This is a genomic window from Actinomadura scrupuli, assembly GCF_050971785.1.
GTDB classification, from domain to species: domain Bacteria; phylum Actinomycetota; class Actinomycetes; order Streptosporangiales; family Streptosporangiaceae; genus Actinomadura_E; species Actinomadura_E scrupuli.
Window position 1 is genome coordinate 31,727 of sequence record NZ_JBPCCU010000003.1, and the last position, 25,719, is coordinate 57,445.

26 protein-coding genes and 1 tRNA gene are annotated in these 25,719 nt (G+C 72.5%); 13 read left to right on the forward strand and 14 right to left on the reverse strand.

What is annotated here, in order from left to right; translation table 11 throughout:
- Positions 1 to 55: 55 nt before the first annotated feature.
- Genes ACRYCC_RS14495 through ACRYCC_RS14510 form a run of 4 tightly spaced genes read left to right on the forward strand, consistent with a single transcriptional unit; the run spans position 56 to position 4,207 of the window.
- Entirely contained in the window at positions 56 to 1,273 is a 1,218-nt protein-coding gene (locus tag ACRYCC_RS14495; protein WP_433812255.1) for a glycosyltransferase, read from the forward strand.
- Positions 1,273 to 1,851, forward strand: a complete 579-nt coding sequence (locus tag ACRYCC_RS14500; RefSeq protein ID WP_433813882.1) for a D-sedoheptulose-7-phosphate isomerase — start codon at positions 1,273 to 1,275, stop codon at positions 1,849 to 1,851. Before ACRYCC_RS14495 ends, ACRYCC_RS14500 begins: the two co-directional genes overlap by 1 nt.
- On the forward strand, positions 1,848 to 3,239 hold the full coding sequence (rfaE2, locus tag ACRYCC_RS14505; RefSeq protein ID WP_433812257.1) for a D-glycero-beta-D-manno-heptose 1-phosphate adenylyltransferase: 1,392 nt from the start codon (positions 1,848 to 1,850) through the stop codon (positions 3,237 to 3,239). Before ACRYCC_RS14500 ends, rfaE2 begins: the two co-directional genes overlap by 4 nt.
- A complete protein-coding gene (locus ACRYCC_RS14510) occupies positions 3,236 to 4,207 on the forward strand; it encodes a UDP-glucuronic acid decarboxylase family protein (protein WP_433812258.1) in 972 nt (323 codons plus the stop codon). Before rfaE2 ends, ACRYCC_RS14510 begins: the two co-directional genes overlap by 4 nt.
- A 122-nt stretch (positions 4,208 to 4,329) precedes the next feature.
- On the opposite strand, the gene ACRYCC_RS14515 is transcribed toward ACRYCC_RS14510, so the two are convergent.
- The 8 genes from ACRYCC_RS14515 to ACRYCC_RS14550 form a co-directional block, all read right to left on the reverse strand.
- Positions 4,330 to 5,340 carry a sugar phosphate isomerase/epimerase family protein gene (locus tag ACRYCC_RS14515; RefSeq protein WP_433812260.1) on the reverse strand — a complete coding sequence of 337 codons (1,011 nt, stop codon included), beginning with the start codon at positions 5,338 to 5,340 and terminating at the stop codon, positions 4,330 to 4,332.
- Positions 5,341 to 5,356: 16 nt separating this feature from the next.
- Positions 5,357 to 6,529 (reverse strand): Gfo/Idh/MocA family protein, encoded by a 1,173-nt coding sequence (locus tag ACRYCC_RS14520; RefSeq protein WP_433812262.1) that lies wholly within the window; start codon positions 6,527 to 6,529, stop codon positions 5,357 to 5,359.
- Between the two features lie 15 nt (positions 6,530 to 6,544).
- A complete protein-coding gene (locus ACRYCC_RS14525; RefSeq protein WP_433812264.1) occupies positions 6,545 to 7,588 on the reverse strand; it encodes a substrate-binding domain-containing protein in 1,044 nt (347 codons plus the stop codon).
- Between the two features lie 86 nt (positions 7,589 to 7,674).
- Complete coding sequence (locus tag ACRYCC_RS14530) at positions 7,675 to 8,733, reverse strand: ABC transporter permease (RefSeq protein ID WP_433812266.1); 1,059 nt, start codon at positions 8,731 to 8,733, stop codon at positions 7,675 to 7,677.
- Complete coding sequence (locus tag ACRYCC_RS14535; RefSeq protein WP_433812267.1) at positions 8,730 to 10,238, reverse strand: sugar ABC transporter ATP-binding protein; 1,509 nt, start codon at positions 10,236 to 10,238, stop codon at positions 8,730 to 8,732. Before ACRYCC_RS14535 ends, ACRYCC_RS14530 begins: the two co-directional genes overlap by 4 nt.
- Positions 10,239 to 10,264: 26 nt before the next feature.
- The gene (locus tag ACRYCC_RS14540) at positions 10,265 to 11,452 is read right to left on the reverse strand and encodes an ROK family protein (protein WP_433812269.1); all 1,188 of its coding nucleotides are present in this window, start codon (positions 11,450 to 11,452) and stop codon (positions 10,265 to 10,267) included.
- 128 nt (positions 11,453 to 11,580) lie between these two features.
- Positions 11,581 to 13,080, reverse strand: coding sequence for an MFS transporter (locus ACRYCC_RS14545; RefSeq protein WP_433812271.1), 1,500 nt, complete (start codon positions 13,078 to 13,080; stop codon positions 11,581 to 11,583).
- 119 nt (positions 13,081 to 13,199) lie between these two features.
- Positions 13,200 to 14,234, reverse strand: a complete 1,035-nt coding sequence (locus tag ACRYCC_RS14550) for a GDP-mannose 4,6-dehydratase (protein WP_433813884.1) — start codon at positions 14,232 to 14,234, stop codon at positions 13,200 to 13,202.
- A gap of 223 nt (positions 14,235 to 14,457) precedes the next feature.
- Between ACRYCC_RS14550 and ACRYCC_RS14555 the strand changes: the two genes are divergently transcribed.
- Together ACRYCC_RS14555 and folP are read left to right on the forward strand one after the other, a co-directional pair.
- Positions 14,458 to 14,847 carry a Rieske 2Fe-2S domain-containing protein gene (locus ACRYCC_RS14555; protein ID WP_433812273.1) on the forward strand — a complete coding sequence of 130 codons (390 nt, stop codon included), beginning with the start codon at positions 14,458 to 14,460 and terminating at the stop codon, positions 14,845 to 14,847.
- Positions 14,844 to 15,713, forward strand: coding sequence for a dihydropteroate synthase (folP, locus tag ACRYCC_RS14560; RefSeq protein WP_433812275.1), 870 nt, complete (start codon positions 14,844 to 14,846; stop codon positions 15,711 to 15,713). The genes ACRYCC_RS14555 and folP overlap by 4 nt, the downstream gene beginning before the upstream one ends.
- A 43-nt stretch (positions 15,714 to 15,756) precedes the next feature.
- On the opposite strand, the gene ACRYCC_RS14565 is transcribed toward folP, so the two are convergent.
- Together ACRYCC_RS14565 and ACRYCC_RS14570 are read right to left on the reverse strand one after the other, a co-directional pair.
- Complete coding sequence (locus ACRYCC_RS14565; protein ID WP_433812277.1) at positions 15,757 to 16,314, reverse strand: CGNR zinc finger domain-containing protein; 558 nt, start codon at positions 16,312 to 16,314, stop codon at positions 15,757 to 15,759.
- Positions 16,315 to 16,511: 197 nt separating this feature from the next.
- A complete protein-coding gene (locus tag ACRYCC_RS14570) occupies positions 16,512 to 17,084 on the reverse strand; it encodes a hypothetical protein (RefSeq protein ID WP_433812279.1) in 573 nt (190 codons plus the stop codon).
- Positions 17,085 to 17,269: 185 nt separating this feature from the next.
- Here ACRYCC_RS14570 and ACRYCC_RS14575 point away from each other — a divergent pair, with 185 nt between their 5' ends.
- The 5 genes from ACRYCC_RS14575 (at position 17,270) to ACRYCC_RS14595 (ending at position 20,543) form a co-directional block, all read left to right on the forward strand.
- Entirely contained in the window at positions 17,270 to 17,782 is a 513-nt protein-coding gene (locus ACRYCC_RS14575; protein ID WP_433812281.1) for a PaaI family thioesterase, read from the forward strand.
- A 147-nt stretch (positions 17,783 to 17,929) separates the two neighbouring features.
- Positions 17,930 to 18,001, forward strand: a tRNA-Trp gene (locus ACRYCC_RS14580).
- A 268-nt stretch (positions 18,002 to 18,269) separates the two neighbouring features.
- On the forward strand, positions 18,270 to 18,962 hold the full coding sequence (locus ACRYCC_RS14585; protein WP_433812283.1) for a VC0807 family protein: 693 nt from the start codon (positions 18,270 to 18,272) through the stop codon (positions 18,960 to 18,962).
- Between the two features lie 131 nt (positions 18,963 to 19,093).
- Positions 19,094 to 19,834, forward strand: a complete 741-nt coding sequence (locus tag ACRYCC_RS14590; RefSeq protein ID WP_433812285.1) for a Clp protease N-terminal domain-containing protein — start codon at positions 19,094 to 19,096, stop codon at positions 19,832 to 19,834.
- Between the two features lie 121 nt (positions 19,835 to 19,955).
- Positions 19,956 to 20,543 carry a phospholipid scramblase-related protein gene (locus tag ACRYCC_RS14595; RefSeq protein ID WP_433812287.1) on the forward strand — a complete coding sequence of 196 codons (588 nt, stop codon included), beginning with the start codon at positions 19,956 to 19,958 and terminating at the stop codon, positions 20,541 to 20,543.
- Positions 20,544 to 20,549: 6 nt separating this feature from the next.
- Here the strand turns inward: ACRYCC_RS14595 and ACRYCC_RS14600 are convergent, their stop codons facing one another.
- Entirely contained in the window at positions 20,550 to 20,822 is a 273-nt protein-coding gene (locus ACRYCC_RS14600) for a hypothetical protein (RefSeq protein ID WP_433812289.1), read from the reverse strand.
- Between the two features lie 193 nt (positions 20,823 to 21,015).
- Here ACRYCC_RS14600 and ACRYCC_RS14605 point away from each other — a divergent pair, with 193 nt between their 5' ends.
- Positions 21,016 to 21,465: a hypothetical protein gene (locus ACRYCC_RS14605; RefSeq protein ID WP_433812291.1), complete on the forward strand. Its 450-nt coding sequence runs from the start codon at positions 21,016 to 21,018 to the stop codon at positions 21,463 to 21,465.
- A gap of 88 nt (positions 21,466 to 21,553) precedes the next feature.
- The gene (locus ACRYCC_RS14610) at positions 21,554 to 22,534 is read left to right on the forward strand and encodes a GNAT family N-acetyltransferase (RefSeq protein ID WP_433812293.1); all 981 of its coding nucleotides are present in this window, start codon (positions 21,554 to 21,556) and stop codon (positions 22,532 to 22,534) included.
- A gap of 29 nt (positions 22,535 to 22,563) precedes the next feature.
- Here the strand turns inward: ACRYCC_RS14610 and ACRYCC_RS14615 are convergent, their stop codons facing one another.
- From ACRYCC_RS14615 to ACRYCC_RS14625, 3 genes are read right to left on the reverse strand one after another with little or no spacing between them, the layout of a single operon-like run.
- Positions 22,564 to 23,385 (reverse strand): DUF1295 domain-containing protein, encoded by an 822-nt coding sequence (locus tag ACRYCC_RS14615; protein ID WP_433812295.1) that lies wholly within the window; start codon positions 23,383 to 23,385, stop codon positions 22,564 to 22,566.
- Positions 23,382 to 24,320: an SDR family NAD(P)-dependent oxidoreductase gene (locus tag ACRYCC_RS14620; RefSeq protein ID WP_433812297.1), complete on the reverse strand. Its 939-nt coding sequence runs from the start codon at positions 24,318 to 24,320 to the stop codon at positions 23,382 to 23,384. Before ACRYCC_RS14620 ends, ACRYCC_RS14615 begins: the two co-directional genes overlap by 4 nt.
- On the reverse strand, positions 24,317 to 25,525 hold the full coding sequence (locus ACRYCC_RS14625) for an acetyl-CoA C-acyltransferase (RefSeq protein WP_433812299.1): 1,209 nt from the start codon (positions 25,523 to 25,525) through the stop codon (positions 24,317 to 24,319). The genes ACRYCC_RS14620 and ACRYCC_RS14625 overlap by 4 nt, the downstream gene beginning before the upstream one ends.
- Positions 25,526 to 25,719 lie beyond the last annotated feature (194 nt).

The window sequence follows — 25,719 nt, forward strand, 5'->3', positions numbered from 1 at the left end:
AACGACATGAGGTCCGTTTCGGGCTGATTCGGCTGTTCACGCACGGGGGGATCCATTGATCATCGACATGGTTTCCGAACATGGGAGTCCGCTCGCGGCGCTCGGGGGTGCCGATGGCGGTGGGCAGAACGTGCACGTCGCCGCGCTCGCGGTGGCGCTCGGCCACCGCGGCCACCGGGTCACCGTCTTCACCCGCCGATCGGACGAGAACCTGCCGGAGAAGGTCCGGATCGCGTCCGGAGTGACGGTCGAGCATGTGCCCGCCGGTCCGCCCGTGCCCGTGCCCAAGGACGAGCTCCTGCCGCACATGCCGGAGTTCGCGCGGTATCTGGCCCGGCGCTGGCACACCCGGTGCCCCGACGTCGTGCACGCGCACTTCTGGATGAGCGGGCTCGCCGCGCTGGCCGCCGCTCGGGAGTTCGGCCTGCCGGTGGCCCAGACCTTCCACGCGCTGGGCGTCGTCAAGCGCCGGTACCAGAGCGCCTCCGACACCAGCCCGCCGGAACGCCGGTGGCTGGAGGCCCGGATCGCCCGGGAGGCGGAATTGATCATCGCCACCTGCTCCGACGAGGTCCAAGAACTATGCGCGCTTGGAGTCCCCGCGGACTCTGTGACCGTCATTCCCTGCGGCGTGGACCTGCGGAGGTTCCGGCCGTCCGGGCCGGTGGCGCCGCGGGGCGGCCGGCCCCGCGTGCTGTCGCTGGGCCGGCTGGTGCCCCGCAAGGGCGTCGACACCGTCATCGAGGCGATGGCCCACGTGCCCGGCGCCGAGCTCCTCGTCGGCGGCGGCCCGCCGCGGCCCGAGCTCGACGGGGACCCCGAGGCGCGCCGGTTACGCGCGCTGGCACGGGAGCACGGTGTCGAGGACCGGGTCGTGTTCCTGGGACAGGTGCCGCACGAGGACGCGCCGGCGCTGATGCGCTCGGCCGACGTCGTCGTCAGCGTGCCGTGGTACGAGCCCTTCGGCATGGTGCCCGTCGAGGCGATGGCCTGCGGGGTACCGGTGATCGGCTCGGCCGTCGGCGGCCACCTCGACACGATCAGCGACGGGTTCACCGGTCTGCAGGTCCCGCCGCGCGATCCCCTGGTGCTGGCCGCCCGGCTGCGCGACCTGCTGGGCGACCCGCGGTGGCGGACCGCACTGGCCCGCGCCGGGGCCGCACGCGCGCACGCCCGCTACTCGTGGGAGCGGATCGCGGCTCTGACCGAGACCGCGTACGAGCGCCGGAAGACCACCCGGCTCCGGTCGGCGGCCCAAGGAGCAAGATCATGATCGACGCGCATCTCAGCCGGCTGGAGCTGGCGCTGCGGCACTTCAAGCGGCAGTCCGCCGCGGTGGAGGACTGGGGGCGGCGGCTGGCCGCGCTGCTCGACGCGGGCGGCCGGCTCCTGGCCTGCGGCAACGGCGGCAGCGCCGCCCAGGCGCAGCACCTCACGGCGGAGCTGGTCGGCCGCTTCCAGGACGAGCGCCGGCCCTTCTCCGCCTTCCCGCTGCACGCCGACACCTCGGCGCTGACCGCGATCCTCAACGACTACGGGGCCGACGAACTGTTCGCCCGCCAGGTGCGCGCGCACGGCCGCCCCGGTGACGTGCTCGTCTGCCTGTCCACCAGCGGCAGCAGCCGCAACGTGATCGCCGCGGCCAAGGTCGGCGCGGAGCTCGGGATGGAGACCTGGGCGCTGACCGGCCCGGGGCCCAACCCGCTGGCCGGCGTCTGCGCCGAGGCCGTCACCGTGGACGCCCCGTTCACCGCCACGGTCCAGGAGGTGCACCTGGCGGTGGTCCACATGCTCTGCACGGTCGTGGACGAGGTCGTACGGGAACGGGGCCTGCGGAAGGCGGGCACGTGAGGCCCGGGCCGCTGGTCGTCGTCGGCGACGCCCTGCTGGACATCGATCTCGACGGCACGGCCGACCGGGTCTGCCCGGACGCGCCCGTGCCGGTGGTGGCCGCCGTGCGGGAACGCTGCCGGGCCGGGGGCGCGGGACTGGCCGCCACCCTCGCCGCCGAGCTCGGCCGGGCGGACGTCACCCTGGTGACCGCGCTCGCCGACGACCACCACGGCGACCGGCTCGCCGGGCTGCTGGCCGGGCGCGTCCGGCTGGCCCGGCTGCCGCTGCGGGGGGAGACGGTGCGCAAGACGCGCGTGCGCGCCGCCGGGCAGTCCCTGGTGAGGGTCGACCAGGGGGACGGCCGGGCGGCGGACGAACCCGTCGGCGACCACGTGGCGGCCGCGATCCGCGCGGCCGGAGCCGTGCTGGTCGCCGACTACGGGCGCGGGGTCGCCGCGCACGCGGGGATCCGGCGGCTGCTGGCGGAGCTGCCCGGCGGCGTCCCGGTGGTGTGGGATCCGCATCCGCGGGGCGCGCCGCCGCTGCGTGGCGCCCGGCTGGTGACGCCCAACCGCGCGGAGGCCCGGGCGTTCGCGCCGGCCCCTCCAGGCGTGGACGACCCCGTCGGCCAGGCCGCGGCGGACGCCGCCGCGCTGGTGCCGCACTGGCAGGTGGGCGGGGTCGCGGTGACGCTCGGCGCGCAGGGGGCGCTGCTGCGGACCGGCCGCGGCGTCCCGTTCGCCGTGCCGGCGCCCGGCGTCGCCGGGCGGCCGGACGCCTGCGGTGCCGGCGACTGCTTCGCCGCGGCGGCGGCGCTCGCGCTCCGGGACGGGCGGACGCTCACCGAGGCGGTCACCGAGGCGGTGCACCGCGCGTCCGCCTTCGTCGTCTCGGGCGGCGTGCACGACGACGCCGGCGGTCCCGAGGCCGGGCGGCACGCCTGGGAGGTCATCCGGCGCACCCGGGAGCTCGGCGGCACGGTGGTGGCGACCGGCGGCTGCTTCGACCTGCTGCACGCCGGGCACATCAGCCTGCTGCGGCAGGCCAGGGCCCTGGGCGACTGCCTGGTGGTGTGCCTGAACTCCGACAGCTCCGTCCGGGAGCTCAAGGGCCCCGGGCGGCCGGTGGTCGGCGAGCAGGACCGGGCCAGGGTGCTCGCGGCGCTGGACTGCGTGGACGCGGTGCTGATCTTTGAGGAGCGGACGCCGGTGGAGGTGCTGGAACGCGTCCGCCCCAACCTGTGGGTGAAGGGCGGCGACTACGCCCGCACCGACCTCGTCGAGTCGCAGGCCGTCCGCCGGCACGGCGGCGAGATCGTACTGCTGCCCTACCTCGAGGGGCGCTCCACCAGCCGGCTGGTGGAACGGGCCCGTACCTCCCGCTCGGACGGCGGTGAGGCGGCATGACGCCCCGCGATGTCCGCCGCGCCGTCGTCACCGGCGGCGCCGGGTTCCTCGGCTCCCATCTGTGCGAGCGGCTTCTCCACGAGGGCGTCTCCGTCATCTGCATGGACAACTTCCTCACCGGGTCCCCGCAGAACGTCGCCCACCTGATCGGACGCCCCGGTTTCCGGGTGGTGGAGTGCGACCTCACCGGGTTCGTGCACGTGCCCGGCGAGGTGGACCTCGTGCTGCACTTCGCGTCGGCGGCCTCCCCGGTGGACTACCTGAGGCTCCCGGTGGAGACGCTCAAGGTCGGCGGGCTCGGCACCCTGCACGCGCTCGGCCTGGCACGAGAGAAGAACGCCCGCTTCGTGCTGGCCTCCACCAGCGAGGTCTACGGCGACCCGCTCCGGCATCCGCAGCGCGAGGACTACTGGGGCAACGTCAACCCGGTCGGCCCGCGCAGCGTCTACGACGAGGCCAAACGGTACGCCGAGGCGCTGACGACCGCCTACCGCAACAGCCGGGACGTCGACACCGCCATCGCCCGCATCTTCAACACCTACGGGCCCCGGATGCGGCCCTACGACGGCCGCGCGATCCCCACCTTCATCCGCCAGGCGCTGGCCGGGCAGCCGCTGACGGTCGCCGGCGACGGCAGCCAGACCCGGTCGATCTGTTACGTCGACGACACCGTCACCGGGATCCTGGCGCTGGCCCGCAGCGGCCACCCCGGCCCGGTCAACCTCGGCAACCCGGTCGAGGGCACCATCCTCGACCTCGCCGAGACCATCCGGGACCTCACCGGCTCCCGGTCGCCGGTCACCTTCGTCGACCGGCCGACCGACGATCCCACGGTGCGGTGCCCGGACACCGGCCTCGCCCGCGAGCTCCTCGGCTGGCACCCCCTGGTGCCGGCCGAGGAGGGACTGCGCCGCACCATCGACTGGTTCATGGCCGAGCCGGCCCCCGCCCGCGCCACCGGCACCTGAGCCACCGGCACTTGAACCGGGCGACCCCTGAGCCCGCAGACCCCTGAGCCGGGCGGCACCTGAGCCAGGCACCTGAGCCTGTCGGCCCGGCGGGGACCGGGGACCGGGGAGCGGGGAGGCGCTCAGTCGGCCGAGCTGAAGGCGGCGTCGAAGGCGGTGGCGGGGGGTTCGATGGCCGCCAGCCGCCGGACGAAGGTCAGCGCCTCGGGGGCGCCGAGCAGGCGGTCCATCCCGGCGTCCTCCCATTCGATGGAGATCGGGCCGTCGTAGCCGATCGCGTTGAGGGCGCGGAAGCTGTCCTCCCAGGGCACGTCGCCGTGACCGGTCGAGATGAAGTCCCAGCCGCGCCGCATGTCCGCCCAGGCCAGATGGGAGCCGAGCCGGCCACGGCGGCCGTCGCCCACCCGGACCTTGGTGTCCTTGCAGTCGACGTGGTAGATCCGGTCCCGGAAGTCGTACAGGAAGTTCACCGGGTCCAGGTCCTGCCAGACGAAGTGCGAGGGGTCCCAGTTGAGGCCGAAGGCCGGCCGGTGCCCGATCGCCTCCAGCGTCCGCACCGTGGTCCAGTAGTCGTAGGCGATCTCGCTCGGGTGCACCTCGTGCGCGAACCTGACGCCGACCTCGTCGAAGACGTCCAGGATCGGGTTCCACCGGTCGGCGAAGTCCTGGTATCCGCGCTCGATCATGGACGGCGGCACGGGCGGGAACATCGCGACGGTGTGCCAGATCGACGAGCCGGTGAAGCCCACCACGGTCCGCACGCCGAGCTTGGCGGCGGCCCGCGCGGTGTCCTTCATCGCCTCGGCGGCGCGCTGCCGTACGCCCTCGGGTGAGCCGTCGCCCCAGATGGACGCGGGCAGGATCGCCTCGTGACGTTCGTCGATCGGGTGGTCGCAGACCGCCTGGCCGACGAGGTGGTTGGAGATCGTCCAGACCTTGAGACCGTACTTGTCCAGGGTCTCCAGTTTCCGCGGGATGTAGGTGTCGTCCGAGAGGGCCTTGTCGACCTCGAAGTGGTCGCCCCAGCAGGCGATTTCAAGGCCGTCGTAGCCCCAGTCGGAGGCGAGCCGGCAGACCTCCTCGAACGGGAGGTCCGCCCACTGGCCGGTGAACAGTGTGATCGGTCGGGGCATCGTGTCTCCTGAGGGATCAGACGGGGGTCCAGCCGCTGCCGTTCGCGGCGCTGGCCTCGACGGCCGCCAGCACCCGCTGGACGTGCAGGCCGTCGGCGAAGGACGGTGACGGGCCGGTCCCCGAGGCGATCGCCGAGAGGAAGTCGGCGACCTCGTGGGTGAAGGTGTGCTCGTAGCCGAGGAGATGGCCCGCGGGCCACCACGCCCCGGCATAGGGGTGGGTGGGCTCGGTCACCAGGATGCGCCGGAACCCGGCGGTGTCGTCCAGCGTCTCGTCGTGGAACCACAGCTCGTTCATGGACTCGAAGTCGAAGGCGAGACTCCCCGCGGAGCCGTTGACCTCGATACGGAGCGAGTTCTTGCGCCCCGTCGCGAACCGTGTCGCCTCGAACGACGCCAGCGCGCCGCCGGCCGTGCGCCCGATGAACAGTGCGGCGTCGTCCACGGTGACCGGGCCGCGGGCGGAGCCGCCCGACGCGCCGAGCCCTGCGGACTCGGCGGCGACGGGCCGCTCCTTCACGAACGTCTCGGTGATCGCGGAGACCCCGGCGAGGCGGTCACCGGTGATGAACTCCGCCGTGTCGATGATGTGCGCGCCGATGTCGCCGAGCGCACCGGATCCGGCCTTGTCCTTGTCCAGGCGCCACACCAGCGGGAACTCGGGATCGGTGATCCAGTCCTGCAGGTACTGCGCCCGGATGTGGCGGACCGTGCCGATCCTGCCCTCGGCGACGAGCCGCCGGGCCAGGGCGACGGCCGGCACCCTCCGGTAGTTGAACCCCACCATGGACCGGATCCCGCGGGCCTCGGCGCGCTCGGCGGCACGCACCATCTCCTCGGCCTCGGACACGGTGTTGGCCAGCGGCTTCTCGCAGAGGACGTGTTTGCCGGCGTCGAGGGCGGCGATCGCGATCTCTCCGTGCGAGTCGCCGGGCGTGCAGACGTCGATCACCTGCACGTCGTCGCGGTGCAGCAGTTCCTTCCAGTCGGTCTCCGCGGCGGCCCATCCCATCCGCGCCGCCGCGGCGCTCACCTTGTCCCCGGACCGCCCGGCCAGCACCGCCATGGCCGGGACGTAGGGGGTGTCGAAGAAGGCGCTGACGTTACGCCAGGCCTGGGAGTGGACCCGCCCCATGAAGGAGTAGCCCACCATGCCGATCCCGAGGGACGGCTTGCCGGTGTGGTTCATCGATTGGTGCCCCGATCAGGAGAAGCCGACGGACATGTACTGGTCGACGTTCTCCTTGGTGACCACCGCGGAGAACGTGGTGACCATGGCGGGAACCTCGCGCTCCACCAGGTCGCCCATCCCCTTGCCCTGGCCGAGGAGCCGGGCCAGCGAGATCGCCGAGGAGGCCATGCTGGGGCTGTAGAGCACGGTGGCCTTGAGCGGGGTGTTGTCGGCCTTGATGTCGTCCATGGCCTTCTTGGACCCGGCCCCGCCGACCATCAGGAACTCCTTGTCGCGGCCGGCCTGCTTGATGGCCGCCATGACCCCGATGCCCTGGTCGTCGTCGTGGTTCCACATGGCGTCGATCTTCTTGTTGGCCTGCAGCACCTGGGCGGTCACCTTCTGCCCGGTCGCGGCGGTGAAGTCCGCGGCCTGCCGTGTGGTGACCTTGAGGCCGGCGGCGGCGAGGGCCTCCTTGAAACCCTTGCTGCGCTGCTGGGTCAGTTCGAGGTTGTCGAGCCCGGCGATCTCGACGATGACGGGGCTGGGCTTGCCCTTCATCTGCTGGGCGATGTAGTTGCCCGCGCTGACGCCCATACCGTAGTTGTCGCCACCGATCCAGGTGCGGTACGCCAGTGCGCTCGCGAAGATCCGGTCAAGGTTGACCACCGGGATGCCGGCCGCCATCGCCTTCTTGGCGACCTCGGTGAGGGCCTTACCGTCGAACGGCAGGATCACCAGCACGTTGACCTTCTGGTCGATGAGCGACTGGACCTGCTGGATCTGCTGGGTGACGTCGTTGGTGCCCTCGGTGGCCTTGAGCGTCACGTCCTTGTACTGCCCGGCCTGAGCCTTGCCGTTCTGGGTGACGGCCGCCACCCAGCCGTGGTCGGCGGCGGGCGCCGAGAAGCCGATGGTGACCTGCTTGCCCGGGGCCGCGTTGTCACCGCCGGCCGCCTTGACCTGGGCGGCCTCCGGCTTGGAGGAGTTGCTGGTGCACGCGGTCGCGAGCGCGCCGGCGCCTATCACGGCGCCGCCGAACAACAGGTTGCGGCGGCCGAGCTGTGGGGTGGTCACGGGTGTTCTCCTCTGGTTCGGGGCGTGCGGAACACAGCCGGTGGCGCGGGGGCGCCCCCGGTGTCGAAGGGGTGGAGAGGGAGGGGTCAGGTGGCGGCGCGGTTGGTCCTGCCCCAGCGCTGGATCAGCAGGACCGCGACGATGATCGCCCCCTTAGCGATGTTCTGGATCGGGGTGGAGAGGTTGTTGAGGATGAAGAGGTCCTGGATGGTGGTGAAGACCAGGACCCCGAGGATGGAGCCGATGATCGAGCCGAAGCCGCCGGTGAGCAGGGTGCCGCCGATGACGACGGCGGCGATGGCGTCGAGCTCGTAGTTGGGGGCGTGCGTGCTCGCCCCGGTGTTGGTCTGGGCGGTGGTCATGATCGCCGCGATGCCGCAGCAGAGACCGGACACCACGTAGAGCAGGGCGGTGTGCAGCGGGACGTTGATGCCCGCCAGCCGGGCCGCCTCCGGGTTGCCGCCGACCGCGTAGGTGCGCCGGCCGAAGGTGGTGCGGTTGAGCACGACCCACCCGACGGCCACCACGGCCAGGAAGATGTACACCAGCAGCGGGATGCCGAGCACCTTGGTCAGGGCGATGTCGAGGAACGAGTCGACCGTGACGATCTGCGACTTGCGGTCCGACAGCTGCTCGGCCAGACCGCGGCCGGCCACCATCATCGCCAGCGTCACGATGAAGGGCACCAGCCTGCCGTAGGCGATGAGCGCCCCGTTGACCAGGCCGCACACCGTCGCCACCACCAGCGAGGTGAAGATCATCCCGGCGATGCCGTACGACTGCGTCGCGACGGTCGTCGACCACACCGAGGCGAGCGCGACCAGCGCACCGACCGACAGGTCGATCCCCCCGCCGATGATGACGAAGGTCATGCCGACCGTCATGACGCCGATGACGGACGCGAGCGTCAGGATCTGGATGAAGTTCTCGGTCGTCGCGAAGTTGTCGGGCTTCATGATGGCGCCGAGACCGCAGAGGATCAGCAACGCCACGACCAGCGCCAGATGCCGGAACTCGCTGCGCCCGCCGAGCCCGGCGAACGGCCCGGCCGACGGGCCGCTGGCGGCCGCCTCGGCGGCCAGCGCCTCGACCCGCTCGTGCTCGTCGGCGGGCGGCGCCTCGGTGTCCTGGATGTGTTCGTTCAAAGCGCGCTTCCCTCCATGATCATGTCCAGGACCTGGTGCTCGTCGAGGTCGGCGGCGGGTGCCTCGTGGACGACACTGCCCTCCCGGATCACCAGCACCCGGTCGGCGAGGCCGAGCACCTCGGGCACCTCGCTGGAGACCAGCAGCACCGCCACCCCCTGGGCCGCCAGCCCCCGGACCTGGGCGTACAGCTCACCCCGCGCACCGACGTCCACGCCGCGGGTCGGCTCGTCGAGCAGCAGCAGCCGGCAGCCCTTGAGCAGCCAGCGGGCGAAGACGGTCTTCTGCTGGTTGCCGCCGGACAGGGTCCGGACCGGCCGGTCCGGGTCGGCCGGGCGGATGTCCACCGCCCGCACCATCTCCCGGGCGTCGCGCGCCTCACGGCGGCGGTCCAGCCAGCCGAACCGGGAGTACCGCGGCAGCGAGGCCGCGGTGACGTTCCGCCCGACCGTCTCGTACATCAGCAGTCCCTGCGCTTTGCGCTCCTCCGGCGCCAGGCCGAGGCCGGCCGCGACCGCCACGCTCGTCGAGCCCGGCCGCAGCGGCCGGCCGCCGACCAGGACCCGCCCCGCCGACGGCCTGCGGGCGCCGTAGACCGTCTCGAGGATCTCCGAGCGGCCCGAGCCCACCAGGCCGGCCAGCCCGACGATCTCCCCGGCGCGCACGTGGAAGGAGACTCCGCTGAACCGGCCGGGCAGGGCCAGGTCCTCGACCCGCAGGACCTCCTCGCCGGGCTCGGCGTCCCGGTCCGGGAAGGAGTGCTCGCTGCTGCGGCCGGTCATCAGCGCGACGACCTCGGCGGTCGGCGTGGTCCGGGCGGGCAGCCCGACGGCGACGGTGCGGCCGTCCTTGAGCACGGTCACCCGGTCACCGATCTCCCGGATCTCGGCCAGCCGGTGCGAGATGTAGACGACCGCGACCCCGGAGGCGGTGAGCTCCCGGATGATGCGGAAGAGGTTGGCGACCTCGTCGTGGGCGAGGGCGGCCGAGGGCTCGTCCATGATGATCAGCCGGGTGTCGTGGGACAGCGCCCGGGCCATGCTCACGATCTGCTGGCCCGCGGCGGGCAGCCGCCCCACCGCCAGGCGGGGTGAGATCTCACCGTGCCCGAGCCGGTCGAGCAGCCGCTGGGCGGCGGCGTTCATCTCGCCCCGGCGGCTGAAGCCGAGCCGGCTGCTCTCGTGCCCGAGGAAGATGTTCTCGGCGACGCTCAGCCCGTCCACCAGGTCGAGCTCCTGGTAGATGGTGGCGATGCCGAGCCGCATCGACGCGGTCGGCCCGGCCAGCCGGACCGGCTCGCCGTTCCAGCGCACCTCGCCGTCGTCGGGCTGGTGGGCACCGGCCAGCACCTTGATCAGGGTGGACTTGCCCGCCCCGTTCTGGCCGAGCAGGCAGTGCACCTCGCCGGCGCGCACCTCCAGGTCCACGCCGTCCAGGGCTCGGACGCCGGGGAACTCCTTGACGATGCCGCTCATGGCGAGCAACGGTGACTCGGGTGTGGCCATCCGACCTCCTGATCGGCCGCTGCTGACTAGGCGGCTGAGAAAATGTGATCGCTGATGAGCCGGGTCGCCCCGATGACCCCGGCCGTGTCCCCGAGTTCCGACAGGACGATGGGCAGGTTGCCGGTCGCCAGCGGGGGCGACCGGCGGTAGACGACGCTGCGCACCTCGGCGAGGAGCGTGTGGCCGAGCCGGGCGACCCCGCCCGCAATGATCACCAGGCCCGGGTTGAAGAAGCTGACGAGACCGGCGAGCACCTGGCCGACCCGCCGTCCCCCCTCCCTGATCATCTGCACGGCCACCGGGTCTCCGGCGGCGGCCGCCGCCGCGACGTCCTCGGCGGTGACGCGGCCCGCCTCCCGCAGCCGTTCGGCGAGGAAGGCGGAGCGCCCCGAGCGGGCCGCGGTGAGGGCGTCCCGGGCCAGCGCGGCACCGCCGAAGTAGGCCTCCAGGCAGCCCAGGTTGCCGCATGCGCAGATCGGCCCGTCGTCGGTGACCCGGATGTGGCCGATGTCGCCGGCGCTGCCGGACATGCCGCGGTAGATGGTGCCGTCGACGACGATCCCGCACCCGATACCGGTGCCGATCTTGACGAGCAGGAAGTCGTCGACCGACCTGGCCAGCCCGCCGTGCAGCTCGCCCATTGCCATGAGGTTCACGTCGTTGTCGACCAGCACCGGGCAGCCCAGCTCCTGGCTGATGACGTCGCGCACCGGGAACCGGTCCCAGCCGGGCATGATCGGGGGCACGACGGGGGTGCCCTCCCGGAAGCTCACCGGGCCGGGCACCCCGATGCCGGTGCCGTGTATCTCCGGGATCAGGCCCTCGTCGCGCAGCTTGCCCAGCAGGTCCAGCGCGCGGTCGAGCACCGCGGTGGGGCCCTGCCGGACGTCGCAGGGCTCGGAGACATGGCCGAGGATCTCCAGCTCGCCGTTGGTCACCGCCACGTCGACCGAGCTGGCCCCGATGTCGAAGGCCACGAACCTCAGCCGCGGCGAGAGCCGCATGATCCCCGATCGCCGGCCGCCCCGGGAGGCCGCCAGCCCCGCCCCCTCGACCAGGCCCAGCTCCACCAGGCGGTCGAGTTCGAGGGCGAGCTTGGAGCGGGACAGCCGGACGACGTCGCCGAGCTCCGCACGGGACTGGGGCCCCTCGTCGCGGAGCAGGTGCAGCAGCCGCGCCTGATGGGCGTTCTCCGGGCGAGCCGTGGTCCGCATCGCGCCGTTCCCTCCCCGAGTCGTCTGGCTCCGAGTCATCTGGCGCGAGGGTACCTACTTTTGCCCAGCTGGAGAAGACCTTTCTATAAGATCGACAGAACTTTCTCTACTCAGAGAACAAAGTGACGCTAGGTCGTCTGCGGTGAGCGGTCCGGCTCCAGGGGCGGCGCACCGACGGCGCAGTGGATCTTGCACTCCGGCTCGGCCGGGCCCGCGGCGGTCCGCAGCACGTCGTCGCGGACGGTGAAGAACGTCAGGACCGCCCCGGCCAGGAGCAGCAGCGCGCTCACCACCATGGCGGTACGGAACCCGGACGCGAAGGCGCCGGGGTCGTTGTAGGCGTCGCCGGTGAGCCCGGCCAGCGGCGGGATGGCGGCCACCGCCAGCAGTCCCGCGGCCCGCGCGACCGCGTTGTTGACCCCGCTGGCGACCCCCGCGTGCCGGACGTCGGCGGTGGCCAGCACGGTCGCGGTGAGCGGTGCCACCACCCCCGCCAGCCCGAGGGCGAACACCGTCACGGCGGGCAGCACATCGAGCACGTACGAGGCGTGCGGGCCGATCCGGGTGAGCAAAAGCATGCCGGTCGCGGCCAGCAGCAGCCCCGCGGTCATGGGCACCCGCGGCCCGATCCGCTGGGCCAGGCCTCCCGCGCGGGCCGACAGCAGCAGCATCAGGACGGTCACCGGCAGCAGGGCCGTCCCGGCGACGATCGGCGAGTAACCGGCGACCACCTGCAGATCCAGGACGAGCAGGAAGAACATCACGCCCATCCCGCCGTACACCACGAAGGTGACGGCGTTGACGGCGGAGAACTGCCGGGAGGCGAAGACGCCGAGCGGCAGCATCGGCTGCGGGCCCCGGCCCGCGGACCGGCGCCGCTCGACCATGACGAAGGCCGCGCCCGCCGCGACGCCGGCCACGGCGGCCGCGACGACGATCGCGGGTGAGGCCCCGCCCGGAGCCTCGGTGAGCGCGTAGGTGACCCCGGCCAGCGCCACCACCGCCAGCACCGCCCCGAGGACGTCGAAGCGACCGCGGGCGTCCTCGTCACGGGTCTCCGGGACGTGCCGCAGCGCCACGGGCACCACGATCGCGGCCAGCGGGACGTTGAGCAGGAAGACCCAGCGCCAGCCCGCCGTCTCCACGAGCCCGCCGCCGAGGAAGGGGCCCACCGCCCCGGCGACCCCGCCCAGGCCCGACCACGCCCCCACCGCGCGGGCGCGGTCGTCGGGCGCGAACGACGCCTGGATGATGGCCAGGGAGCCGGGGGTCAGCAGCGCGCCGCCCACGCCCTGCAGGGCCCGCGCGGCGATGAGCATCGGGATGTTCTGCGCGGCCCCGCACAGCGCCGAGGCGGCGGCGAACCAGATGACGCCGATCACGAACAGCCGGCGCCGGCCGAACCGGTCGCCCAGCGAGCCGCCCAGCAGGATGAAGCCGGCCAGCGTCAGGGTGTAGGCGTTGACCGTCCACTGCAGGCCCGACATGGAGGCCCCGAGATCCTCGGCGATCCGGGGGAGCGCGACGTTGACGACGGTGGCGTCCAGCATCGCGACGCCGGACCCGAGGACGGTCGCGAGCAGGATCCAGCGGCCCGCCGCCGAGGACAGCCGAACGGTGGCACTCATGCTGGTCATCCTTGCACGGCGCCGTCCCTGCTGATCGCGCCGCCCGCGGCGGCCTGCCGCCCCTCACCGGCGGGCCCGTGCCGGCGAGCCGGGGCGTTACACCGGCGGCCCGGCGGGGTTCACCAGTGGTCGGGGCTGAACGGCTCGTCGTCGGGGCGGCCCGAGCGCGACAGCAGCTCCAGATCGGACTCGACCATCATCGAGACGAGCTCCTCGAACGTGACGTCCGGCTCCCAGCCGAGCTGGTCGCGCGCCTTCTTCGGGTCGGCGCAGAGCAGATCGACCTCGGCCGGGCGGGTGTACTTGGAGTCCAGGACGACGTGCTCCTGCCAGTCCAGCCCGGCGCTGGAGAAGGCGTACTCGACCAGTTCTCGCACCGAGTGCGTGTGACCGGTGCCGATCACGTAGTCCTCCGGTGTCTCCTGGGTCATCATCAGGTGCATCGCCTGGGCGTAGTCGCCGGCGAACCCCCAGTCACGGCGGGCCTCGAGGTTGCCCAGGCGCAGCTCGGACGCCAGCCCGAGCTTGATCCGGGCCACGCCCAGGGAGACCTTGCGGGTGACGAACTCCGCGCCGCGCCGCGGGGACTCGTGGTTGAACAGGATGCCGCTCACCGCGAACATGCCGTACGACTCACGGTAGTTCTGGGTGATGTAGTGGCCGTAGGTCTTGGCGACGCCGTACGGGCTGCGCGGGTGGAAGGGCGTCCGCTCGTTCTGCGGGGTCTCCCGGACCATGCCGAACATCTCCGACGAGGACGCCTGGTAGAACCGGACCTGCTCGCCGGTGGGGGTCCGGGACGCGCTGACCCCGCCGACCACCCGGATCGCCTCCAGCACCCGCAGCGGGCCCATGCCGGTGATCTCCGCGGTCAGCTCGGCCTGCTGCCAGGACATGGGCACGTACGAGATCGCGCCGAGGTTGTAGACCTCGTCCGGCCGGACCCGCTCCATCGCGGAGATGAGGCTGCCCCCGTCGAGCAGGTCACCCGTGGTGATCTGCACGTCACCGATGTGCTTGCGCAGCCGTGCCACGTGCGGGTTGGCCTGTCCGCGGACCAGTCCCCAGACCTCGTAGCCCTGCCGGAGCAGGTGTTCAGCGAGGTATGAGCCGTCCTGCCCGGTGATCCCGATGATGAGTGCTCGCCTGGTCAGCGGAACCTCCTGGCTACGGACGGAAGAACGTCGGGTGTCCATCGGGTGGGGTTCACCTGATGCGTGTGAAATACGAGGTTAGCGACCGTCTTGGGGTGGTGACGAGCCGAGGGCGCCGCGACCGAATCACGTTCTTGATCGATGTCGCGCTGGGTATGGGAACGGTCACGGAAAGCGCGGACCGTGGCGCGAGGGAACGCGGATATGTGACGCTGTGATCTCTATGAGGTTCCTCCGGCGCCGGGCGCGCCTCCAGGGCGGACTCCGGCGCGACGCCGGGTTCGTCCGGGTCTGCGAGTACGGTGAGATCGCTCCCGGCCAGATCCGCCGGGTCGCGGGACTGCCCGTCCTGCTGTGCCGGCACGGCGACCGGCTGTACGCCGTCGGCTGGGTATGCACGCACGCGTCCGCCCGGCTGATGAGGGGACGGCTGGTGGAGGACTGCCTGGAGTGCCCGCTGCACGGCGCGCGGTTCGCGCTCGACGGGGGAGAGGTGCGGCGCGGGCCGGCCCGCCGCGGGCTGCCCGTCCACGACGTGGAGATCAGGGCGGGTGTGGTGTACGTCGCCCGGCGGCCCCGCCGCCGGGGCCTGCTGAGCGGAGGGCGCCGATGACCGGCCAGCCGATGACCTGCCCGCCGCGGCCGCCGCTGCGGCTGGGCGGCCGGACGTTCCCCGGCTTCGCGGTGATGGCCGTGGTCAACCGCACCCCCGACTCCTTCTTCGACCGCGGCGCGACGTACGGCTTCGACGCCGCGCTCGCGGCGGTCGGCCGGGCCGCCGCCGAGGGGGCCGACATCGTCGACATCGGCGGGGTGAAGGCCGGTCCCGGTGAGGAGGTGGACGTGACCGAGGAACTGCGGCGGGTCGTCGACCTCGTCGCCGCCGTACGGGAACGCCATCCCGGCCTGGTGATCAGCGTCGACACCTGGCGGGCCGAGGTCGGGGAGGCCGTCGCGGCGGCCGGAGCCGACCTGCTCAACGACACCTGGGGAGGCGTCGACCCGCGGCTGGCGGAGGTGGCCGCGGCGCACGGCATCGGGCTGGTCTGCGCGCACGCCGGCCGGCAACGGCCCCGCACCAGGCCGCACCGCGCCGGCTACGCCGACGTGGTCGCCGACGTGGTCGGGCACGTGACCGCCGAGGCCGAGCGGGCCGCCGCGCTGGGCGTACGCCGCGACGCGATCCTCATCGACCCCGCGCACGACTTCGGCAAGAACACCAGGCACTCGCTGGAGGTCACCCGGCGGCTCGGGGAGCTGACCGCCACCGGGTGGCCGGTGCTGGTCGCGGTCTCCAACAAGGACTTCATCGGCGAGACCCTCGGCCAGCCCGTCGAGCGGCGCGGGGTCGGCACCATGGCGGTGCTCGGGGTCTCGGCCTGGCTCGGCGCCCGCGTCTTCCGGGTGCACGATCCGGCGGCCGCCCGCCGGGCGCTGGCCGCCGTCGCCGCCCTGTCCGGCACCGCCCCGCCCGGATGACGCCGCGACGGCGCCCCGGGTGATCGGGACCGCGGCGCCGCGGTCAGGCCAGCGCCTCCCGCTGCCGGGCCCGGTAGGCCGCGACGTGCATGCGGTTGCCGCACGTACGGCTGTCGCAGTAGCGGCGGCAGCGGTTCCGGGACAGGTCCACCAGCACCCGTGCGCAGTCGGGGGCCTCGCAGGTCCGCAGCCGGTCGAGCTCGCCGGCGGAGACCACGAACGCCAGCGCCATCCCGCACTCGGCCGCCAGATGCTCGGCGATCCGGGCACCGGGCCCGAAGAAGTGGATGTGCCAGTCGTGCCCGTCATGGTCGGTGAGGTGCGGTGAGGTGCGGGTGGCGCCGACGATGCGATTGATCAGTGAGACGGTGGCGGTCAGCTCGTCGGCGGCGAACACGTCGTGGAAGGCGGCGCGCAGCCGCCGCACCGCCGCCAGGTCGGCGGAGGTGAGCTCCGGGACGTCGCTGATGCGGTTGCGCTCGACGTACGCCCGCAGGGCCGCCAGGTCGGGCAGGTGCTCGGCCTCGCCGGCGGCGGGCGCCGTGTTGATCAGATCCACCACGGCGCCGAGGGCGTGCTCGATGTCATGCGTGAAGATCACGGTGCTCCCGTCACGGTCGGCCTAGCCCCAGTTTATGAGGACCGTTCGCCTTCGCGGCCGGTATCGGCGCGAGCGCGGGCGTGCCGCCCGGCCCGGCGGGCCCGGCGGCCCGCCGCGGGCGAGTGGATCAACCATCTCTGGGAAGTGCGCCCGTGTGGGAGAGCGCCGGACCGGCCCCCGCCGGCAGCGCCGCGTGGTCAGCGGGCGTACAGCGGGTCCGCCACCACCGGGTAGATCGCCCCCTCGTGCTGCACGCGCATCACAACCGTCGATCCGTCGAGCCGGTAGTCGGCGGTGATCGGCCGGAACATCGAGTCGCACGCCCACGGCGTGTAGAAGCGGCCCACGGTCGCCCCGTACCGCACGTGCACCACGTCGAACCCGCCCGACGGCATGGGCTCCAGGACCAGGCCGTCGGCGAGGGTGACGGGGAACCGGAACTCCGAGGGCGCCTCGGGCCCGTGCAGCACCGTCACCAGGCGGATCCCCGACGCCGTGGTCTGCGCGACGATGTCGGTGTCCACCTCGATGCCGACGAACACCCGCAGGCTCGGCCGCAGCACCGTCGCCGGCCGGTCGCCCGCCGCGCACTCGATGCCGATATGGATCCGCTGCCCGTCCTTGGTCGGTGCCCAGACCCCCTCGCGGGCACGCCCCGCCCAGGCGACGTCCGGGTTCTCCAGCTCCTGGGGCTCGTTCTTGCCCCGGACCACGAGAACCCTGGACGCTGCGTTCATCGCCGCGGACGCCCCGTCCTGTGCATGCCTCATGGCGGGCCCCCTTCGCCTACTTTCACCACAAGAGTCGTTTGACGCTGCTTTGGTTTACCACGTGCGGGTCTCCGGGGATGAACTTTGGGCCCACCTAACGACAGTCGGTGATGTACCTATGACTTTCGGTAGATATCGGGCAGGTGCGAAAGACCGGTAAGGCGGCCATCAATAGGATGACCCCCATGAACGACCTGCCGCCGGAGACGATCCGGATCGCCGACCTGCCCGAGTCCGATCGGGAGTTCGTGCGCTCCGCGCTGCGCGGCGGCACCCCGCTGCACACTCTCCTCGACCTGGAGATGCTGGAGATCGGCCCCCGGCACGCGGTGCTGTCCATGCCCGTGCGCGAGGAGGCCTTCAACAGCACCGGCAATCTGCACGGCGGCGCCATCGCGACCCTGATCGACGTGGCCGCGGGCACCGCGGCGGCCCGGGGCAGCGGGTTCGAGCAGGGCAAGCAGAGCCTGGTCACCGCCGATCTGCACGTCCGCTACCTGGGCCGTCCGCACGGTGACGTCGTCTACGCCCGCGCCGAGGTGCTCAAGGCCGGCCGCCAGCTCGTCATCGTCGACTGCCGGGTCACCGACTCGGAGGAGCGGATCATCGCCTCCGCGGACTTCTCCATGATGATCGTCCCGCTGCGCCGGCCGCTGCGGCCGGTGGCGACCGCGAACGCCGCCGACCCCGACCTCTGACGGGGCCGCGCGCCCGGCCCGGGCCGCGCGACGGCGGCGTGGCGCGGCGTGGCGCGGCGTTGCGTGGCGGGAGAACCGGGAAATCGTGGCCGCCGTTCGCGAACCAGCGCGGCCCCGGACGCATCGAACCAAGCAGAACGACCCCGATGGAGTGAGCCAACGGATAGGCGGCCGGTTTCCAACGCCGGCGAAAAGCAGGTTCGACTCCTGCCGCTCCAGCCGACGTCGACCAGGCGGACGTAACGGACTGGGAGCGTGGTGTCCGCCGCGCGGCGTTCCGGCGCCGTACCTGACCCCGTTCCGTGGAGGGGGTGACGGCATGGGGCGACTGGAATCACACGATTTCGATTCGATTCCGGCAATCTCGGGTCGATCATCCCGTAGCGTGTGGCGAGTCTCGACGCACCCTCAGGTCGGCCGCGCGGATCGGCGGCGAACCACTTCCACGTCTACCGGGGGACGACCACACCGTATGGACCTCGACCGCATGGATCTCGCAGAGGAACCTCCTTCCGCAGGAGCGGCGACCGCACTCGCGCATCGTCCCTGCGACCATCCGGTCTTCGACCTGCCCCGCCTGCCGGCCATGCTGCGGCACGCGCTGCCGAACTTCATCGAAGGTGTGATCGCGCCGGTCGCGGTGTTCTACGCGGCGCTGGTGCTGCTGGGATTCCACGGCGCGCTGATCGCGGCGGTCGGCTGGGTCTACACGGGCGTGCTGTGGCGGGTGGTGCGGCGGCGGCCGGTGTCCGGCACGCTGATGCTCGCCGCGGTGGGCGTGACGATCCGGGCCGTCCTGGCCGCGGCCACGGGGAGCGTCGTCGTCTACTTCCTGCAGCCCACGCTCGGCACGCTGCTGGTCAGCATGTCCTTTCTGTGCTCGGTGCCGCTCCGCCGCCCGCTCGCGCAGAAGATCGCCACCGACATGGTGCCGATGCCCGACGCGTTCCTCGAGCACGACCGGGTCCGGCAGTTCTTCCTGCGCATCTCACTGCTGTGGTCGCTGGTCTTCCTGGTCAACTCCCTGATCAGCCTGTGGTTGCTGCTGCACCAGTCGATCGGCTTCTTCCTCTGGGTGCGCACCAGCATCGTGGCCGTGCTGGGAGCGGCCGCGGTGGCGGTCTCCGTGCTCGGCTTCCGCCGGCTGCTGCACAACGTCAACGCCGAACCCGCCGCCTGACCCCCAGGCCGGCCCGCTCCGATCGGCACCTCCTCGGTCGTCGACCCGCCGGTCGTCAACCCCTCGGTCGCGGCCCTTTGATCGTCAACTTCGGGTTGACGATGGAAAGAGGGTCAACCTAGGGTTGACGCATGGAGAACCTACCGGCACGACTGGACGACCTGATCACCTTCGTCAAGAACCGCCATCCCGAGGGAGGCGCGCTGGAGCACCTGTCCGACGCGGTCCTGGTCTCGGAGCGGCTCGGCGAGCTGTCCGATCACCTGATCGGGCACTTCGTCGACCAGGCCCGCAGGACCGGGGCGTCCTGGACCGACATCGGCCAGAGCATGGGAGTGAGCAAACAGGCCGTGCAGAAGCGCTTCGTGCCCCGCGCGGCGGACGGTCCCGAGCCGCTGGCCTCAGGGGTGTGGGCGCGCTTCACCGAGCGGGCGCAGCACGTCATCACCCAGGCACAGGAGGAGGCGCGCCGGGCCGGACGCGACCACGTGGACACCGACCATCTGGTCCTGGGCCTGCTGGCCGAGCCGGAGAGCCTGGCGGTCCGGGCGATCCAGGCGCAGGGCGTCTCGCCCGACGAGGTCCGCGCCGCGGTCGCCGCGGCGGCCGGCCCGCCCGGCGAGGAGGTCCCGCCCGGCCACATCCCCTTCACCGCCCAGGCCAAGAAGGTACGGGACCTGACCGTCCGGGAGGCGCTGCGGCTCGGGCACAACTACATCGGCACCGAGCACATCCTGCTGGGCCTGCTCAGCGACGACCAGGGGGCCGGCCATCGGATCCTCGACGGCCTCGGTGTCACCAAGGAGACCACCGAGCGGTGGATCCTCTCCGCACTCGACGAACTCCTCCAGGCTCGGCGGGACGGGGCATGAGCCGTCCGTGACCCGCGCGACCAGGGGCGATCCGGGGGAGCGGCGGAGCCTCGGGCATGGCGCGGGCCGGCCCGGCCCCCGCGTCGTGTTCCAGAGCCGTTTTTCCGGTGATACTCGATCCGTGAGCGACCTCTTCGATTTCCCGGTTCTCCGAGTCGAGCAGCCGCGCAAGATGCTGCCCACACAGGTCCGATACGAGATCTTCAACGCGGACAACGCGTTACTGGCCGTGGCCGCCGAGACCGACGTGCGGTCACGCCGCAAGGCGCTGCTGGCCGCCCGGCCCGGAGCGCTGCCCGACGTGCGGTCACTGGTCGTGAGCGGCGCGGACGGCGCCCCCCTGCTCACCGTCGAGCAGCAGGAGAGCAGGCGGCTCACCCTGGTACGCCGGCCCGACGGCGAACTGGTGGGCGCGATCCGCGCGGAGCGGACCACCCGCCACTACACGCTGCTGGGCGCGGCGGACCAGCCGGTCGGCACGATCACCGGCGATCTCTCGCTTCGCCATTTCGTCGTGTCCGACGACCAGGGCAGGCGGGCCGCACTGGTGAACAAGAAATGGGCCGGGCTCCTCGCGGAACTGCTGACCACCGCCGACCGCTACGCCGTGGAGATCTCCGATCCGGTCCCCGAGCCGCTGCGCACTCTCGTGGTCATGTCCGCCGTCGTGCTGGACCTGACCCTGCACGAATTCAAGGACCTGGTCTGAGGCGCGTCAGACCGGCATCGCGGTCCGCGAGCGCTCCCGCATCTCGCTGAGCTCCCCGGGCTCGCCGGCCGGGCCCCACTGCTCCTCCAGCCGCATGGCCGAGCCGAGGGCGAAGAAGGCCGGCGCCCACTCCCCGACGAAGATGCCCCACCGGTCGGCGCGGTCGATGCCCGCCGCCTCCATCTTCTTCGACAGCGTCCACGAGGCCACCGACATGATGATCGACCCGAATCCCATGGCGTAGAGCACGTCGGACGAAAGCCCCACTTTACGGATCATGCTGAGCATGAGAACCCCCCGGTTGCTCCTGGTTTGTCGCTGGTGGCGGTACCCGGAGGACCATCTGGATAAGCCATGCGCCCGGCCAGGGCCCGCCCAACTCCGGCTGCCCGGCCCGGCGCCCGGGCGTGCGCGGGAGGGGAGTCCGGACCGAACCCGTCGCGGGCGTACGGGCATCTGCGAGCATGGGGGAATGGGGAACTTGTACGACTACTTCGCCGCGGCGGACGACGAGACGGCCGCCGGCACCTTCGACCTGCCGGGCGGCCCGTCCGTGGGCGGCTTCGACACCGTGGCGACCAAGGGCATCGATCCGTCGGTGCAGATGGGCACCCTGGAGGAACTGCTGACGGGACGGCCCTACGAGGAGGTCATCGAGGACGACCGGTGGGGGGAGCCCATCGACCCGGGGGACGAGGAGGCCGAGCACGGAGTGGTCACGCTGACGGGCACGCTCGCGACGGCGCTGGCGATCTCCGATCGGGAGCGCCTCGCCGAGGTGGCGGTGCCGTGGTCGCAGACCGAGGAGTTCTGGGGCCAGGGCGACCCGGAGGCGCTCACCGAGTTCCTCGGCGATCTCTCCGGCCTGGCCCGCCGGGCGGAGGAGAAAGGACACGGGCTCTACTGCTGGTGGAGTCTCTGACCGCCCTCGGCGCCGCAACCCCCGACGGGGCAAGGCGTCTTACCGCGTGGACCTCTTACGGAGGTCCGGGATCCGGTAGAACAGCGTGATGGACATCATCGCGGTCGATGATCCGTCGGACGGCCAGATCCGGGAGTGGCACCGCGTCGTGGCCGCCGCCCAGGCATGCGACCACCCCGACGGGCCGGTGCCGACGCTCGCCGAGACCTCTGCCCGGCTGCTGGGATGGGGCGGCGGCAGCCGGTACCTCCTGTGGGCCGCGGTCGAGGACACCGGCATGGCCGGCGTGGCCTGCCTGCGCCTTCCCCACGAGGCCGGCCGGGCCGGTGAGATCGACGTCCAGGTCCGTCCGGACCGGCGGCGCCAGGGGATCGGTTCCCGGCTGCTCGCGGTCGCGGGCGACGCGCTGCGGGCCAGCGACTGCGGCACTGTCATCTCCCAGGTCTTCGCCGACGCCCCCGCCGTCCCGTTCCTGGAGTCGCACGGCTTCCGCTGCGTGCTGACCATGCGCGAACTGGTGCTGCGGATGTCGGACGTCCGGCCGGACCGGCTGGCGGCGCTGCTCAGGCCGGGGCCGCCCGGATACGAGCTCGTCCGGTGGACCGGCACCGTGCCCGACGCGTTCGCGGACGGTTTCGCCGAGGCCAAGGTCGCGATGGCGGAGCTGCCCGCGGGCGAGCAGATGCGCTGGGACGCCGACCGGGTCCGCGAGATGGCCGAGATGGTGGCCAAACGCGGCGACGAGCTCTACACGGTGGCCGCGGTGCGCGGTGACCGGGTGGCGGGCTTCACCGAGATCGTCGTGCCCGCGGCGGCGCCCGCCCGGGCCGCGCAGTACGACACCGTCGTCGTGCCCGGGCACCGCGGGCGGCGGCTGGGCATCTGGGTCAAGGCCGCCATGCTCGAATGGCTGCGGGCCGAGCGCCCCGAGGTCACCGAGATCGAGACCGACAACGCCGACGACAACCGTCACATGCTGGCGGTCAACGAGGAGCTCGGCTTCCGCCGGCAACGCGAGTACCGCGAGTACCTGGCCGGGCCCGCGGACCTCCCGGCCGCGGGGGCCTGAGGCCCCCGGGCCGGGACCGCATCGGGGTCTCAGGGGCGGGCGCCGGCCGGCCGGCGTTTCGGCGGCCGGGGGAGGAAACCGCTGGTACGGGCCAGGTAGTCGGTGTACTCGGGGCCGCGGCGCCGGGCCATCTGCCGTTCCAGCAGGGCCTTGCCGCTCCGGTTGACCAGCATGTGGGTCATCAGCATCGGCGCGACGACGGTGAGCAGCCCGGTCCAGTGCGAGCACGCGACGAGGAACAGCCCCCACCAGACGGTGGCGTCGCCGAAGTAGTTGGGGTGCCGGGTCCAGGCCCACAGGCCCCGGTCCATCACCTTGCCCTGGTTGCCCGGGTCGGCCTTGAACCGGGCGAGCTGCCGGTCGCCGACGGCCTCGAAGAGGAACCCGACCGTCCAGACCGCGATCCCGGCCCAGGTCACCACGCCCAGCGCCGCCGGCTCGTACATCGCCACCTGGACCGGCAGCGACACCACCCACATGATCGCCCCCTGCGGCCAGTAGATCGTGCGCAGCACGTACGGGGCGACCGGGCCGGTGTTCCGGCGCATCAGTGCCGCGTAGCGCGGGTCCTCGCCGTGCCCCCGGTTGCGCCGGTGGATGTGGGCGCCCAGCCGCAGTCCCCACACGGCGGTGAGGACCAGCACGACGACGCGGCGTGCGGTCAGGCCCTCACCCTGGATCGCCGAGGCGGCGAAGGTGACGGCCGCGATGACGACGAAACCCAGCCCCCAGACGGTGTCGACGATGCTCTGGGTCCGGGTGCGCAGCGCGTACGCCATGGTCGCCAGCATGGTGGCGGTGACGGCCACCGCCGTGACGAGCAGGTTGATCAGTAGCGGGCCGGCGTTCATCGGGTCATCTCCTCGGCGAAGTCCAGGAAGCCGTCCTGGGCGTTGACGTATTCGTGGGCGGGCCCCTTGCGGCTGTCGGCCACAAGCCCGGCCAGCCCGGCCGGGTCCAGCGCGGAACCCGTGGGCAGGGCGACGGTGCCCCATTCGACGGAGCTCGCCACCCGCAGTCCTCCGCCGGCCGCGACGATGACCTCTCCGTTGAGCGTGCAGCGCGGGTCGCACAGCGCGGCGGCCACCGGCGCCACCGCGGCGGCGTCCATGAGGTCGCGGTGCCGTGACTCCATGCCCGCGTCCGTCATCTGGGTCAGGGCGTAGGGCAGCAGCATGTTGGTGAACACTCCGCGCGCCGCACCCTCCACGGCGATGGAGCGGCCGAGCGCGATCACCCCGCCCTTGCTCGCGGCGTACGCCGAGACCGTCGGCTCGCCGTGCAGACCGGCGGTGGAGGCCACCAGCAGGATGCGGCCGTGCCGCTGCTCGCGCATCACGGCCGCGCACGCCGCGGCGACCTGCGCGCTGCCCAGCAGGTTGGTGCGGATGACCGAGGCGAACGACTCCGCACCGCTCTTGTGGAACATGCCGGGAGAGCTGATCGCGGCGCTGGTCACACAGGCGTCGATCCTTCCCCAGGTGCTCAGCGCCAGCTCCACCAGCCGGTCCGCCGTGGCGGGCTCGGCGACGTCGCCGTGCTCGGCCACGGCGGCACCGCCGGCCGCCCGGATCTCCGCGACGACGTGGTCGGCCGGCCCGAGTCCCCGCTCGTCGACGATCCGGTTGCGGTTGTTGATCACCAGGCGGGCGCCCTGCCCGGCCAGGTGCAGGGCGAAGGCCCGGCCGAGGCCGCGGCCGCCACCGGTGATGACGACGACCTGGCCGTCGAGGGGCTTCGATCCGAGCGGGCGCGGGTCGAGGGGGTTCGGGCCGAGGGGGCTCATGCGGCCATCCGCTCGACCAGCACCGCGACACCCAGGCCCGCGGCGCCGCTGACGGCGGCGACACCGTACCGGCCGGCACGGCGCTCCAGCTCGTCGACGCAGCCGCCGACCATGATGGCCCCGGTCGCCCCGAAGGCGTGGCCCATCGCGATGGTGCCGCCGTTGGGGTTGAGCCGTTCAGGCCCCGCCGACAGGTCCCGCCGCAACCGCAGGCACAGCGCGGCGAACGCCTCGGCGAACTCGAACACGTCGATGTCGGCCGCGGTCAGCCCCGCCTTGGCGATCACCTTCTCCACGGCCTGCTGGCCGGCGGTCAGCATGATGACGGGGTCGGTGCTCGCCGTGGCCGCGGCGACGATGCGGGCGCGCGGGCGGAGCCCGGTCTCCCGTGCCCGCGCGTCGTCGCCGAGCAGCAGCAGCGCCGCGCCGTCCGCGAGCGCGGGGGAGGTGCCCACGGTGTGCAGGTGGTCGATCCGGCCGGCCTCGGGGTGGGCGGCCAGCGCGATCGCGTCCTGACCCTCGGCGCCCAGCCCGGCGAAGGCCGGATCGAGCGCGGCCAGGCCCGCCGCGGTGGTGCCGGCCCGGATCAGCTCGTCGCGGGCGAACGGCTTGCCGTCCGGTCCGTCGACGGGGACCACCGAGCGGTCGTACCGTCCCTCGTCCCAGGCCGCGGCGGCCTTGGCCTGTGTCTCCACGCCGTAGGCGTCCAGCTCCTCGCGGCGCCACCCGTCGAGAGTGGCGTTGAGGTCGGCGGCGATGCCCATGTGCACCGAGCCGATCCGGCGGACGGTCTCGGGGTCGGTCCACAGCGGCCCCCGGTCGCTGAACATCGGCACCCGCGAGACGCTCTCCACGCCTCCCGCCACGGCCAGCCCGAGATCCCCGGCCCGGATCCGGGCGGCGGTCTGGGCGACCGCGTCGATGCCCGAGGCGCAGAACCGGTTGACCGTGCCGCCGGGCACCCCGTGGCCCCATCCGGCCAGCAGCGTGGCGGTGCGGGCCAGGTCGGCGCCCTGCTCGTCCACCTGTGACGCCGATCCGACGATCACGTCCTCCACCCGTGCGGGGTCGAGGCCGGTACGGTCGACGAGGGCGTGCTGCAGGCCGACGACCAGGTCGACGGGGCTCACATGGTGCAGTGACCCCCGAGGTGATCCCTTGCCCCTGGCGGTTCGCACATAGTCCAGCACGTAGACGTCTGTCATCCGGCCCGTCCTTCCGTCGGCGTGTTACTCTTTTAAATGTAGTGATGCCGAGAGGGTAGGACAAGGTCGCTTCCCTGGGTTCCGGCCGGACCGGGCCACGGAGAGCCGGGCGTTGACGAGTCACTCTTCTTGTTGTAGTAAGAAAGCGAGGTTCCGCGATCGACCGCGGGACCGGCCCCGAGGGGAGACAGCAG

What these genes read in the sequence shown, in the direction of transcription:
- ACRYCC_RS14510 (WP_433812258.1), top strand. Translation starts at nt 3,236, where the DNA reads ATGACGCCCCGCGATGTCCGCCGCGCCGTCGTCACCGGCGGCGCCGGG.
- ACRYCC_RS14515 (WP_433812260.1), bottom strand. Translation starts at nt 5,340, where the DNA reads ATGCCCCGACCGATCACACTGTTCACCGGCCAGTGGGCGGACCTCCCG.
- ACRYCC_RS14520 (WP_433812262.1), bottom strand. Translation starts at nt 6,529, where the DNA reads ATGAACCACACCGGCAAGCCGTCCCTCGGGATCGGCATGGTGGGCTAC.
- ACRYCC_RS14535 (WP_433812267.1), bottom strand. Translation starts at nt 10,238, where the DNA reads ATGGCCACACCCGAGTCACCGTTGCTCGCCATGAGCGGCATCGTCAAG.
- ACRYCC_RS14540 (WP_433812269.1), bottom strand. Translation starts at nt 11,452, where the DNA reads ATGCGGACCACGGCTCGCCCGGAGAACGCCCATCAGGCGCGGCTGCTG.
- ACRYCC_RS14545 (WP_433812271.1), bottom strand. Translation starts at nt 13,080, where the DNA reads ATGAGTGCCACCGTTCGGCTGTCCTCGGCGGCGGGCCGCTGGATCCTG.
- ACRYCC_RS14555 (WP_433812273.1), top strand. Translation starts at nt 14,458, where the DNA reads ATGAGGTTCCTCCGGCGCCGGGCGCGCCTCCAGGGCGGACTCCGGCGC.
- folP (WP_433812275.1), top strand. Translation starts at nt 14,844, where the DNA reads ATGACCGGCCAGCCGATGACCTGCCCGCCGCGGCCGCCGCTGCGGCTG.
- ACRYCC_RS14570 (WP_433812279.1), bottom strand. Translation starts at nt 17,084, where the DNA reads ATGAGGCATGCACAGGACGGGGCGTCCGCGGCGATGAACGCAGCGTCC.
- ACRYCC_RS14575 (WP_433812281.1), top strand. Translation starts at nt 17,270, where the DNA reads ATGAACGACCTGCCGCCGGAGACGATCCGGATCGCCGACCTGCCCGAG.
- ACRYCC_RS14585 (WP_433812283.1), top strand. Translation starts at nt 18,270, where the DNA reads ATGGATCTCGCAGAGGAACCTCCTTCCGCAGGAGCGGCGACCGCACTC.
- ACRYCC_RS14590 (WP_433812285.1), top strand. Translation starts at nt 19,094, where the DNA reads ATGGAGAACCTACCGGCACGACTGGACGACCTGATCACCTTCGTCAAG.
- ACRYCC_RS14600 (WP_433812289.1), bottom strand. Translation starts at nt 20,822, where the DNA reads ATGATCCGTAAAGTGGGGCTTTCGTCCGACGTGCTCTACGCCATGGGA.
- ACRYCC_RS14605 (WP_433812291.1), top strand. Translation starts at nt 21,016, where the DNA reads ATGGGGAACTTGTACGACTACTTCGCCGCGGCGGACGACGAGACGGCC.
- ACRYCC_RS14610 (WP_433812293.1), top strand. Translation starts at nt 21,554, where the DNA reads ATGGACATCATCGCGGTCGATGATCCGTCGGACGGCCAGATCCGGGAG.
- ACRYCC_RS14615 (WP_433812295.1), bottom strand. Translation starts at nt 23,385, where the DNA reads ATGAACGCCGGCCCGCTACTGATCAACCTGCTCGTCACGGCGGTGGCC.
- ACRYCC_RS14620 (WP_433812297.1), bottom strand. Translation starts at nt 24,320, where the DNA reads ATGAGCCCCCTCGGCCCGAACCCCCTCGACCCGCGCCCGCTCGGATCG.
- ACRYCC_RS14625 (WP_433812299.1), bottom strand. Translation starts at nt 25,525, where the DNA reads ATGACAGACGTCTACGTGCTGGACTATGTGCGAACCGCCAGGGGCAAG.